The organism is Niallia sp. FSL W8-0177, assembly GCF_038006285.1.
Lineage (GTDB): Bacteria > Bacillota > Bacilli > Bacillales > Cytobacillaceae > Niallia > Niallia circulans_A.
This window is the reverse complement of sequence record NZ_JBBOUX010000001.1, coordinates 2687862-2701060: the sequence shown is the minus strand read 5'-3', so window position 1 is coordinate 2701060 and position 13199 is coordinate 2687862. Positions and strand designations below refer to the sequence as shown.

The 13199-nt window shown below is 36.2% G+C and carries 10 protein-coding genes and 1 riboswitch; of the genes, 9 read left to right on the top strand and 1 reads right to left on the bottom strand.

The genetic code is table 11. The annotated features are described in order from the left end of the window. Positions 1-36 precede the first annotated feature (36 nt). The 9 genes from polX (at position 37) to NST77_RS13320 (ending at position 12548) form a co-directional block, all read left to right on the top strand. Positions 37-1749, top strand: a complete 1713-nt coding sequence (polX, locus tag NST77_RS13360; RefSeq protein WP_095331484.1) for a DNA polymerase/3'-5' exonuclease PolX — start codon at positions 37-39, stop codon at positions 1747-1749. Between the two features lie 205 nt (positions 1750-1954). Then, the gene (locus tag NST77_RS13355; protein ID WP_095331486.1) at positions 1955-4306 is read left to right on the top strand and encodes an endonuclease MutS2; all 2352 of its coding nucleotides are present in this window, start codon (positions 1955-1957) and stop codon (positions 4304-4306) included. 37 nt (positions 4307-4343) lie between these two features. After that, a complete protein-coding gene (locus NST77_RS13350) occupies positions 4344-4751 on the top strand; it encodes a DUF350 domain-containing protein (RefSeq protein WP_095331487.1) in 408 nt (135 codons plus the stop codon). Positions 4752-4975: 224 nt separating this feature from the next. Further along, positions 4976-6658 carry a long-chain-fatty-acid--CoA ligase gene (locus NST77_RS13345; protein ID WP_095331489.1) on the top strand — a complete coding sequence of 561 codons (1683 nt, stop codon included), beginning with the start codon at positions 4976-4978 and terminating at the stop codon, positions 6656-6658. After that, on the top strand, positions 6651-7397 hold the full coding sequence (locus NST77_RS13340; RefSeq protein WP_095331490.1) for an electron transfer flavoprotein subunit beta/FixA family protein: 747 nt from the start codon (positions 6651-6653) through the stop codon (positions 7395-7397). The genes NST77_RS13345 and NST77_RS13340 overlap by 8 nt, the downstream gene beginning before the upstream one ends. Before the next feature lie 16 nt (positions 7398-7413). Then, positions 7414-8373 carry an electron transfer flavoprotein subunit alpha/FixB family protein gene (locus tag NST77_RS13335; protein ID WP_095331491.1) on the top strand — a complete coding sequence of 320 codons (960 nt, stop codon included), beginning with the start codon at positions 7414-7416 and terminating at the stop codon, positions 8371-8373. Positions 8374-8504: 131 nt separating this feature from the next. Beyond that, positions 8505-8819: a thioredoxin gene (gene trxA / locus NST77_RS13330; RefSeq protein ID WP_047941926.1), complete on the top strand. Its 315-nt coding sequence runs from the start codon at positions 8505-8507 to the stop codon at positions 8817-8819. Between the two features lie 314 nt (positions 8820-9133). Further along, positions 9134-10906: an excinuclease ABC subunit UvrC gene (gene uvrC / locus NST77_RS13325; RefSeq protein WP_095331493.1), complete on the top strand. Its 1773-nt coding sequence runs from the start codon at positions 9134-9136 to the stop codon at positions 10904-10906. 59 nt (positions 10907-10965) lie between these two features. Continuing rightward, positions 10966-11148: riboswitch (Lysine riboswitch) on the top strand. A gap of 170 nt (positions 11149-11318) precedes the next feature. Continuing rightward, the gene (locus tag NST77_RS13320) at positions 11319-12548 is read left to right on the top strand and encodes an aspartate kinase (protein ID WP_341123070.1); all 1230 of its coding nucleotides are present in this window, start codon (positions 11319-11321) and stop codon (positions 12546-12548) included. A 76-nt stretch (positions 12549-12624) separates the two neighbouring features. On the opposite strand, the gene NST77_RS13315 is transcribed toward NST77_RS13320, so the two are convergent. Then, complete coding sequence (locus NST77_RS13315; protein WP_095331496.1) at positions 12625-13086, bottom strand: YslB family protein; 462 nt, start codon at positions 13084-13086, stop codon at positions 12625-12627. Positions 13087-13199 lie beyond the last annotated feature (113 nt).

Below are 13199 nucleotides of genomic sequence, written 5' to 3'. Positions count from 1 at the left end.
GAAGATGAGTTATTTTACATATGTGGGTGATAAAGGATGATTACAAATAAAGATATTATTCGATTATTAGAGCAAATCGCGATATATATGGAGTTGAAAGGAGAAAATCCATTTAAAATATCTGCCTTTCGAAAAGCTGCCAATACGATTGAAACAAGTGAATTAAACTTAACCGAAATAACCGATCTTACGGAACTGCCGGGAATAGGAAAGGGAACAGCAGCTGTTATAGAAGAATATCTAAAAGAAGGTAAGTCGTCTGTTTTACAAGAGTTAAAAGACGAAGTTCCAAAAGGGTTAATACCATTGCTGCAGCTGCCAGGTCTCGGTGGAAAAAAAATTGCAAAATTATATAAAGAGCTATCTGTTGAAAATGCAGAGGATTTAAAAAATGCATGTTTAAAAGGAGAAGTGCAAGCATTAAAAGGTTTTGGCAAAAAGACGGAAGAAAAAATTATGGAAGCCCTTCAAAATGCCGGTTCTCGCCCAGAGCGACTGCCGATTGCATTTATGATTCCGATAGCAGTTTCCATTGAGGAACACCTAGCTAAGATGGCAGGTGTTGTGCAATACTCTAGAGCCGGGAGTTTAAGAAGAGTTAGGGAGACGATTAAAGATTTGGATTTTATTATTGCCACAAAAGATCCTAATCAGGTGAAAGAGCAGTTGATTCAGCTTCCGTCCATAAAAGAAGTAATTGGAGCAGGATTGACAAAAGTTAGTGTAATTCTGGGGCTGGATTATGACGTTTCTATTGACTTTCGGTTAGTGAAACCAGAGGAATTTGCAACAACCTTACATCATTTCACAGGTTCAAAAGAACATAATGTGCGAATGAGACAGCTAGCTAAAGAACGCGGAGAAAAAATAAGCGAGTATGGTGTGGAAAATAATGAAACAGGCGAAATAAAAACCTTTAAGACAGAAGAAGCGTTTTATCATTATTTCGAACTGCCCTTTATTCCTCCTGAAATAAGAGAAGATGGGAAAGAAGTAGAAAATTATTCAGATGATAGTGAGCTTATTTCCTTGGAAGATATTAAAGGAGATTTGCATATGCATACTACTGCGAGTGATGGTGCACATTCATTAGAAGAAATGATAGAAGCAAATCGAAAATTAGGCTATCAATACATGGCTATTACAGACCATTCTCAATATTTAAAGGTTGCCAATGGATTAACACCAGATAGAGTGAGAAAGCAAATCAAAGAAATTAAAAGGTTAAATGCAAAATATGAGGATATAACTATTTTAGCTGGTGCTGAGATGGATATATTACCAGACGGCACACTAGATTATGATGATGAATTATTGAAAGAATTAGATATTGTAATTGCCTCCATCCATTCTGCCTTTTCACAATCGAAAGATAAGATAATGAATAGATTAAAAGCTGCCATGGAAAACAAGTATGTTAATATCATTGCACACCCGACTGGTAGGAAAATTGGCAAAAGAGATGGTTATGATATTGACATGGAAATGCTTATTCAGTTAGCGAAAGAAACGAATACTATCTTGGAATTGAATAGTAATCCTAACCGCTTAGATTTAAATGCAGCACATGTCAAAATGGCCCAAGATGCGGGCGTAAAGATTGTAATTAATACAGATGCTCATTATAAGCATGAGCTTAATAATATGGCTATCGGAGTATCCACCGCGAAAAAGGGCTGGATAAAAAAATCTACTGTATTGAATGCAATGTCCAAAGAAGAATTATTAGCCTTCTTATATAAAGGATGATCAGTATATAGGTAAGTAGTTAGCTTGGAAAACAATGGCTGAAACTCTTCAAGGAAAAGCTGTTTTCGCCTCAGTCCAAGTGTTGAAATGAAAAGCAATCTCTCTGTTGAAAGATAGCTCAACGGAAAAGAACGCTCAAAAAGTCAGAAGAACCATTAAAAAATATGATTAAACCCGAAATGGGGATAGCAAAGGAGATTACTCCATGCAGGAAAGAGTATTTAAAACGTTAGAATTTGATAAAATTAAAGATCAATTAATCGAACATGCATCTTCTTCATTGGGAAGATATAAAGTGGAGGAATTAGTTCCATCTACTGATTATAATGAAGTTGTAAGATGGCAAGAGGAAACAGATGAAGCTGCTAAGGTATATCGCATGCGTGGATCCATCCCTCTTGATGGAATCTATGATATCCGCGCCCATGTGAAAAGATCTTCTATTGGCGGTATGCTTAGCCCATCTGAATTAAATCAGATTGCAAGTACTGTTCATGCTAGTAGACAAATGAAACGATTTATTGAAGAATTTCATGAAGAAGAGCCTATTCCGATACTGTTTACTTTAACAGACAGTATCATGGTGCTTGCTGAAGTAGAAGAAGAAATTAAGATGGCTATTGATGAACAAGGTGCGGTGATGGATAGTGCAAGTGATGCTCTTAGAACGTTAAGAAATCAGCTGCGTAGAAATGAATCAAAAGTACGAGAGAAACTAGAAAGTATGATTCGTTCCTCAAGTGCCCAAAAAATGCTGTCTGACAGTATTATTACAATTAGAAATGATCGGTATGTTATCCCGGTTAAGCAAGAATATCGAGGCAATTATGGGGGGATTGTTCATGACCAAAGTGCCTCTGGGCAAACCCTGTTTATTGAACCACAGTCTGTAGTGACACTAAATAATGAACTTCAAGCTATTCGGGTCAAAGAACAACAAGAAATTGATCGTATTTTAACGCAATTAACTGCACTTGTAGCACAATATGAAGAAGAGCTATTGCATATTGTCACTGTATTAGCAGAAATTGATTTTATGTTTGCAAAAGCAAAATATGCTCACCGCTTAAAAGCATCCAAACCAAAAATTAATAATGAAGGAAAGATTGTTCTTCATAAGGCGAAGCATCCACTTATACCGCCAGAGGTTGTGGTAGCGAATGATATTATTCTTGGGGATTCCTATACATCTATTGTTATTACCGGACCAAATACGGGCGGTAAAACAGTAACTTTAAAAACAGTAGGTCTATGTACTTTAATGGCACAGGCAGGCCTGCAAATACCAGTATTAGACGGTTCAGAAATGGGCGTTTTTAAATCTGTATACGCAGATATAGGGGATGAACAGTCTATTGAACAGTCTTTAAGTACGTTCTCTTCCCATATGGTTAATATTGTTAGTATTCTTGAAAAAGTGGATCATAAAAGTCTTGTTTTATTTGATGAATTAGGAGCTGGTACAGATCCTCAAGAAGGAGCAGCTCTAGCTATTTCAATTCTCGATGAAGTAAATAAACGCGGGGCAAGAGTTATTGCAACTACTCATTATCCGGAGTTAAAGGCTTATGGATATAATCGCGAAGGCGTTGTAAATGCAAGTGTGGAATTTGATATTGAAACATTAAGTCCAACCTATCGATTACTCATTGGAGTCCCGGGAAGAAGTAATGCCTTTGAAATTAGTAAGCGCTTGGGTTTAAAGGAAGATGTGATTAATACAGCTCGGTCACATGTAAGCGAGGATAGTAATAAAATCGAGAATATGATTGCCTCTCTGGAGAATAGTCGTAAGCAAGCAGAAAGAGAGCATGAAGAAGCGAAAGATCTATTAAAACAAGCGGAAATGCTTCATCGTGATTTACAGAAACAAGTAATGGAATATTACGAGAAGAAAGAAACACTGCAAGAAAAAGCAAAAAGAGAAGCGAAAGAAATTATCGAACATGCTAAAAAAGAAGCCGAAGCGGTTATTGGCGATTTACGAAAAATGCAGCTCGAAAAACGAGCAGAAGTAAAAGAACATGAACTAATTGATGCAAGAAAACGTTTAGATGATGCAACACCACAAATAGAAAGACAAAAACAACCAGCTGCATCGAAGACGAACCATGTTTATCAGCCTGGCGATGAAGTGAAGGTTCTAACCTTTAATCAAAAAGGCCAATTACTAGAAAAAGTTTCCGACAAAGAATGGCAAGTCCAAATTGGTATTATGAAAATGAAGGTCAAAGAAAAAGATCTTGAATTCATCAAAGCGCCTAAGGTAGTAGAAACAAAACCACTAACTACGATAAAAGGAAAAGACTATCACGTTAGCTTGGAGTTAGACCTACGTGGCGAAAGATTTGAAAATGCTCTTGCTCGAGTAGAAAAGTATATAGATGATAGCTTGCTTGCTGGCTATCCGCGAGTCTCCATTATTCATGGGAAAGGAACAGGAGCCCTCCGTTCAGGTGTTCAAGAGTATTTGAAAAATCATCGCGCAGTAAAAAGGATTCGTTTTGGCGAAGCAGGAGAAGGCGGCAGCGGCGTAACGGTTGTCGAATTTAAATAAATATTCTTTTGGAGAATAATGGTAGAGGAGAAACCTTATGGCACAATTTTGGGAAAATGAATATGTAAAAACGGCCGGCGATTATAGTGTTGTTATTCTAAGCCTTGTTGTATTTTTAGCTATATTTGAACTTGTAACAAAATATAATAATTGGGATGAAATAAAAAATGGGAATCTAGCAGTTGCGATGGCGACAGGCGGAAAAATCTTTGGAATAGCGAATATTTTCAGCCATTCAATTATGCAAAATGATTCTTTACTGAAAATGATTATCTGGGGTGTATATGGTTTTGTCCTATTGTTAATTGGTTATTTCATCTTTGAATTTTTAACCCCTAAATTTAATATTGACGATGAAATAAAAAATGATAATCGAGCAGTCGGCTTTATTTCTATGATTATTTCTGTTGGTTTATCTTTTGTAATTGGTGCAGGTATCTCTTAATAAATATAGTATTTTAAATGAAGGTTGGACGTAAATATTCAAAGCCAAAAAGCCAAACAAATCACATTCGCATGATTGTTTGGCTTTTTTAGTTACTATTAAAAAGGCTGTTTTTATGCGGAATTGTGTCAATTAAAGGGAAAGTAGGCTTATACATAATCCAATGAATATGTTCCTCCATATAATAAGCTAGTACAACAATAGAATTAAATGGAGGAATTGTGTTGGAAACAGAGAAAAGATGGTTAAAACTTTATCCTGAACAAATTGCCAAAAATGTTTATTATCGTGCAGATACTCTCCCACAATTATTAAAATACGCGGCAAATGAGTATCCAAAACATAAAGCTATTCATTTTATGGGAAAAGAAATGACGTTTAAAACACTTTATAAGAAAACATTGCAATTTGCAGCTTATTTACAGCACTTAGGTGTAAAAAAAGGGGACAGGGTTGCAGTAATGCTGCCGAATATTCCACAAACAGTTATTAGTTTCTATGCAATCTTGCAGGCGGGAGCTATCGCTGTACCAGTAAATCCGCTTTATCAAGAGCGAGAAATAGAATTTATTATGAAAGATTCAGGGGCGAAAGTAATTATAACATTAGATATGCTCTACAATAGAGTGGAAAGAGTAATGAAGCAAACAGATCTTGAACAAATTATTGTTACATCTATTAAAGATTATCTCCCATTTCCCAAAAATATTGTCTATCCATTCATTCAAGCGAAAGAGCAAGGAAAACCTCCAACAATTTCATCATCAAACTCTACTCATCTATTTATCCAAACATTAAAGTCCAAAGAATCAGTACTAAAGGAAGTACCGATAAATTTTGAAGAAGATATAGCGATTCTACAATACACTGGCGGAACGACAGGTTTTCCAAAGGGAGTTATTCTCACCCATCAAAATTTAGTAGCCAATACTTCTATGTGCAGACAATGGCTATATAAGATGGAAAAGGGAAAAGAAAAAATGCTTGCCGTCATGCCATTATTCCATGTGTATGGGCTTATGACAGTTCTTGTATTATCAGTAATGGAAGTATATAAAATGATTCTTGTTCCGAAATTTGATGCGAGTGGTTTGTTAAAAACAATCCATAAACAAAAGCCAACTGTCTTTCCAGGAGCACCTACTATCTACATTGGTTTAATGAATCATCCAGACATAAGCCAATACGATCTTTCCTCGATTAAAGGAGCGATTAGTGGTTCTGCTCCATTACCAGTTGAGGTTATTGAGAAATTTGAGGAGAAGACAGGCGGGAAAATAGTAGAGGGCTATGGATTAACGGAAACTTCCCCTGTTACCCACGTGAATTTTCTTTGGGACAATGAAATTGTAAAAGGAAGTATTGGTGTTCCTTGGCCAGGGACTGATGCAGCTATTTTTTCATTAGAGTCAGGTGAAATATTGCCAGTGGGAGAAGTTGGTGAGCTTGCAATTAAGGGGCCGCAAGTAATGAAAGGATATTGGAACAATGAAGAAGAAACCAATAAGGTTTTAAAAGATGGCTGGTTACTAACTGGTGATATCGCATATATGGATGAGAAAGGGTATTTTTATATCGTCGATCGGAAAAAGGACATTATCATTGCAGGCGGCTTTAATATCTATCCTCGTGAAATTGAAGAAGTTTTGTATGAGCACCCAGCTGTTATGGAAGCATCAGTTGTGGGAGTGAAGGATTCTTATAGGGGAGAGACAGTGAAAGCATTTATTGTATTGCGCGAAGGAATGACGGTTACAGAAGAAGAACTGAATCAGTTTATGCGTAGGAAATTGGCATCTTTTAAAGTACCTCGTATTTATGAATTTAGAGAAGAACTTCCGAAAACGGCAGTAGGAAAAGTATTAAGAAGACAATTGAAGAAAGAAAGTGAAGAAGAAAATGAGTAATAAAGCATTGCAGATTGTGGTTTTATTATCGAGAACCGTTTCTCCTGAAGCTTCCCTCGTACTTGAAGCAGAACAACCATTGGTAGAAGAAAAAGAGTTTATCATCAATCCGCCAGATGCGATAAGTTTAGAAGAAGCCCTTCAATTAAAAGAAAAATATGGTGGGCGTATAACGGTGCTGATGGTAAGTAAAAAAGAAGGAGAAAAGCAATTGAGAACAGCTTTAGCTATGGGAGCAGATCAAGCTGTTTTAATAGAATCTAATCCTAATGAAGATCATCCAGCTCATATAGCTAAAAAGATACAGGAATATTTGCAGAATATAGACTACGATGTTCTATTAGCAGGAGATTTTTCTACAGATGGAGCAACAAGTCAAGTAGGTCCTAGGGTTGCTGCTTTATTAGATATTCCCTACTTTGTGAAAGCAATTCGAATCGAACAAGAGGAAAAACATGCAAGAATTATAAGAAATGCAGATGGAGACATCGAAACATATCGAGTTCCGTTTCCTTTTTTAGCTACCATTCCACAAAGTTTACATGTTCCAAGATTGCCATCACTTGCTGGAATCATGAAAGCAAAAAAGAAGCCTTTTCGAATCATCCAGTTAAAGGACAGTCGAGCAAAAAAAACGCTCAGCCACTATTCGTATCCACAATTAAATCGTAAACAAATAATGTTGCAAGGGGAAATAAAAGATCAAGTTGCTTCATTATCCAAATTATTAAAGTCATAGTAATGGAGGAGTTAATATGAAGGGAAAAATCGTTGTGTTGGGAGAACATCAAGAAGGAAAACTTGCCTCCATTACCCTTGAATGTATTTCAGCAGCAAAGGAATTACAAACGGAGGCAGAAACGATTCTCTTGCTAATGGGAGAGGATATGAGAAAGAACGCATCTGAATGGGATGAAACGGATGTCGATCAAATCATTATCGTGGAACATCCTTTGTTAGCTAGATTTTCGAATGAATCATATATAAAAGCCCTCTTATCTGTTTGGGAACAACTTGAACCCTCTATTCTTTTATGTGGACATAATGATATCGGCAGATCCATCTTCCCGTATTTAAGTGAGAAATGGAATCTATCCTTATTTTCAAATATAGAGAGTTTTGTCTTTCATGATAATAAACTGTCTATAACTCGGTCTGCTTATTCTGGAAAATTAACGGAACGGACAGAAGTTGAAGATTCTTCTTTTCTTATGACAATAAAGCCCAAAAAATGGACGACTCTCCCAAAGAAAGAGAAAACAAAACCGAATGTTCGTTCTTTGAAAGTAAATATCGATAAGCCAGTAGCTACTTTAATTGGACTCGAACAAAAAAGAGAAAAGGCAGCTGGCTTAGTAGATGCAAAAATTATTGTTGGCGCTGGAAGAGGCATTCAAAACGAAGAGGGATTTGCACTAGTGAAGAAATTAGCTGACACTCTTGGCGGAACAGTTGGTGTTTCCAGAGGTGCAGTAGAATTAGGAGTATGTGATGCTTCTATTCAGCTTGGTCAGACAGGAAAAACCGTGGCTCCAGATATATATATCGCCTGCGGAATATCAGGGGCTATTCAACATCTTGTTGGGGTAACATCTGCCAAAACCATTATCGCTATTAATAAAGATCCAAATGCTCCCATTTTTGAAGTAGCTGATTATGGGATTGTAGGAGATATTTTTGAAATAATACCTTCTTTATTAAAAGAATGGGAATGATCTAATTATGGGTGAATGTATTAGCTGATAGTAGGGGAAAATGATATTTGAAACATATTATTAGTATCATCTAAGAAACCATGGTATACTTTCGATATTGTTAGTTTATCAAATAAGGAGGCAAATTATAAATGGCCATTACACATGCAACAGATCAAACATTCCAAGAAGAAACAGGTTCAGGTGTAGTATTAGTAGATTTCTGGGCACCATGGTGCGGACCTTGTAAAATGATCGCTCCAGTTCTTGAAGAACTTGATGGCGAAATGGGAGATAGTGTAAAAATCGTTAAAGTAGATGTAGATGAAAACCAAGGATCAGCATCTAAATTTGGCGTAATGAGCATCCCAACTTTACTTGTTCTTAAAGACGGTGAAGTAGTAGATAAAGTAGTTGGATTCCAACCAAAAGAAGCTCTTTCTGAACTATTAGCTAAACATGTTTAATGAAACTCTTTCATTTTTGAAAGAAAAAGACCTGTAGACACCACTAGTGTCTGCAGGTTTTTTATGGAGAAAAAATAAACTTGCTGGTAGAAATGGAAAATATAATCATAATCCGATAAAAGCCGTTATAACAAAACATCGCAATAAAATCATTCCCCCTCTTTTCTCCTTATTTTTTCATATAACAATAAACCGTTTTCCCTAAAATATTCCCATTCCATACTTTTTCCTTGATGAATCGATGAAATTCTCTATAATTAGAGAAGATAGTATATATGTTCGTTTATAAGGTTTGTGAGCTGGGAGGGAAAATTGTGAACGACATCATTAAAAATAAATTAATGATCTTACCTGATCAGCCTGGATGTTATTTGATGAAGGACCGACAAGGTACCATTATTTATGTAGGAAAAGCAAAGGTATTAAAAAATCGAGTTCGTTCCTACTTTACAGGCTCTCATGATGGCAAGACATTAAGACTAGTCAATGAAATTGAAGATTTTGAATACATCATAACCTCTTCCAATATTGAAGCATTAATATTAGAAATAAATTTAATTAAGAAGCATGATCCAAAATATAATATTATGCTGAAGGATGATAAAAGCTATCCATTTATTAAATTGACGGCTGAAAGGCATCCAAGGCTGATTACAACTCGAAATGTAAAGAAAGACAAGGGCAAGTACTTTGGCCCATATCCAAACGTCCAAGCAGCAAATGAAACAAAAAAACTGCTTGATCGCATTTATCCTTTACGTAAGTGCAATGTGCTGCCAGATAGAGTTTGTTTATATTATCATTTAGGACAATGTTTAGCTCCTTGTGTAAATGAGGTTACCGAACAAGAATATAAGAAGATGACAGATGATATCATCAAGTTCTTAAATGGTGGATATAAAGATATTAAAAAAGAACTATCTGAAAAAATGATGGCAGCATCAGAAGAATTAGACTTTGAACGCGCTAAGGAATACCGTGACCAAATCGCTCATATCGAAGCAACAATGGAAAAGCAAAAAATGATGATGACGGATTTAGTAGACAGAGATATTTTTGGCTATTCCTATGATAAAGGCTGGATGTGTGTTCAAGTATTTTTTGTTCGTCAAGGAAAGTTAATTGAACGCGATGTTAGTACGTTTCCTATTTATCAAGAGCCTGAAGAGGAAATGCTAACATATCTAGGGCAGTTTTATGAGAAAGCCAATCATTTTAAACCAAAGGAAATTTATCTTCCAGACGAGATCCAAGGAGATATTGTCGAAGAATTATTAAATGTAAAAGTGATAAAGCCGCAGAGAGGGCAAAAAAAGGAACTTGTATTATTAGCTAATAAAAATGCGAAGAATGCTTTAACAGAAAAGTTTGCATTAATCGAACGTGATGAGGAGCGTACGATAAAAGCAGTGGAAAACCTAGGCAGACAAATGGGGATTTACACACCACTGCGGATTGAAGCATTTGATAACAGTAATATTCAAGGGACGAATCCAGTTTCAGCGATGATTGTCTTTATCGATGGAAAACCAGCGAAACGAGAATACCGCAAGTATAAGATCAAATCGGTAAAAGGACCAGATGATTATGAATCCATGCGGGAAGTAGTTCGAAGAAGATACCAGCGTGTTTTAAAAGAAGGGCTGCCGCTTCCAGATTTACTATTAATTGATGGTGGAAAAGGGCATCTTGAAGCAGTTAGAGAGGTTCTACTCGATGAATTAAGCTTAGATATTCCAGTTGCTGGTTTAGTAAAGGATGATAAGCACCGCACTTCTCAACTGCTATTCGGAAATCCATTGGAGATTATCCCGCTTGAGCGAAATAGTCAGGAATTCTATTTATTACAAAGAATCCAAGATGAAGTTCACCGCTTTGCCATTACGTTCCATCGTCAATTAAGAGGGAAGAATGCTTTTCAGTCATTATTGGATGACATTCCTGGGATTGGAGAAAAGCGCAGAAAATTACTTTTAAAAACCTTTGGATCTGTGAAGAAAATGAAAGAAGCTACGATCGAAGAATTTGTGAAAGCAGGTATTCCCGCAAATGTGGCTGAACAATTACTTGCTAAATTAAAGGAATAAAAAATTAATTGTCGGAATGAATCCACTGTGCTATAATGATGGCAACTTATAACTTAATAAGTGAAGGTAGAGGTGCGAGCTTCAAGAGTAATAATTCGGAGAAGAATGAGCTTCAGGGAAGAATTATGAAAGGGATAGATCGCCGAAGTAAGGAAAGTTCTCATGACTTTCTTTGCTGGTTTTGCATTGAATAAATGTAAGACTGTCAAAACAAGAAACTGTTTTGGAGAGCTATCTCACTGTTTGTGCATATTTATAATGTATTTAGCTGCACGGCAATGAGATATTCTCATTGCTTTTTTTATTTGTCTTTTACTAATTAAGATTGCGAAAGAGGAAAAGAAAAGTACATAAAAAAAAGCAATGAGAAATAAAAAGAAACCTCTAAGATTACAAGAAGGTAGGGAATGAAGTGGGATTAGTTGTACAAAAATTTGGTGGTACTTCCGTAGGCAGTGCAGAAAGAATTCTTCATGTAGCAGAAAGAGTAATCGAAGAAAGAAATCGTGGCAATGATGTAGTCGTCGTCGTATCCGCTATGGGGAAAACAACCGATTCGCTTGTAACGCTTGCAAGTGAAATAAATCCAAAGCCATCTAAACGAGAAATGGATGTCTTACTATCCACAGGAGAGCAAATTACCATCAGCATACTATCTATGGCTTTACAGGCGAAAGGAGTAGATGCCATTTCCTATACTGGTTGGCAAGCAGGAATAGAAACAGAGAATGTTCATGGGAATGCGCGAATAGTAAATATACAAACAGAAAAAGTACAAGAACAGATACAACAAGGAAGAGTAGTAGTAGTAGCTGGATTTCAAGGAGTAACTGACGTGGGAGATATAACAACACTTGGACGTGGTGGATCGGATACAACGGCGGTTGCGATTGCAGCAGCTTTAAAAGCGGATAAATGTGATATTTACACAGATGTAACAGGCGTATTTACAACCGACCCACGTTTTGTGCAAAGCGCACGAAAACTATTAGCTATTTCTTATGATGAAATGCTGGAATTAGCTAATTTAGGGGCAGGAGTCCTGCATCCAAGAGCAGTAGAATATGCAAAAAACTATCAAGTACCATTAGTGGTTCGCTCAAGTATGGAACAAGAAGAAGGAACAATCATCGAGGAGGAAGTTTCCATGGAACAAAATTTAGTTGTACGCGGAGTGGCATTTGAGGACAATATTACGAGTGTGACGGTATTTGGATTAAGAAATCCCTTAACAAGTCTCTCTACTATTTTTACCACCCTTGCGTCCCATCATATAAATGTCGATATTATTATTCAAAGCTTAACAAATGACCAGCTGACAAATTTGTCTTTTTCGATAAAAGATAGTGACTTAGAAGAAACATTGAATGTGCTAGAAGAAAATAAGGCGGAATTAGGATACGATAAAGTAACTTCTGAACAAGGATTGGCAAAAGTATCGATAGTCGGTTCTGGAATGATTTCTAATCCGGGAGTTGCAGCAAATATGTTTAAAGTATTATCACAAGAAAAAATTATTATTAAAATGGTTAGCACATCCGAAATTAAAGTATCAACGGTAATTGAGAAAGAGAAGATGGTAAAAGCAGTAGAAATTCTTCACGATGCATTTGAATTAAGTAAACTACCTGTGCATGCATAAGAAATGATTAGTAGAAGCAAAAAAGACTCCAAAGGAAGGAAGACTATTAAAATTCTTCTTTCTTTTGGAGTTCTTTTTATCCTTCTACAGGATCTTTACTATCCCAGCGAACCGTTATGGTTACTTTTTTTTCTTTTCTTTTTGGGTCTTCAAAGGCTTCTGCAATAACTTTTTTTGTCTGTTCGTATTGTTGAGCTAAATAACCTGCTTCTAATTGAAAGGTGCATTTCCCTTTTTCCTTTAATCTTTTTTCAATCAGCTCGCTGGATAATTGATAGATAATTTCATTTTTTGTTTGTTTAACAACTTCTAAATTTCCCCATCCGACCTTTTGAAAAAAAGCATACGCTTCTTCTACAGTATTTAAAGGAAATAATCGGGCAATACGTTTACCGGCCCAATATAACAGATCAGGCGTGTCCCGACCTAATAATTCGGGGATAAGTATCTCTCGAATTAATTCATATCCATACGCGGGAACAGTAAGGGGATCTGACTCCACCTGTGTTTTTTCTTCTAAGGATGTTAAATCACTCAATATGCTCTCCTCTTTCTATGATTCTATTATATTTACATAATTACAAGATAGTCTCTTCCTAAAAGTTATCATTTTTGGCATTTGCAATATTTCCATACATCGGTTTATGTAAA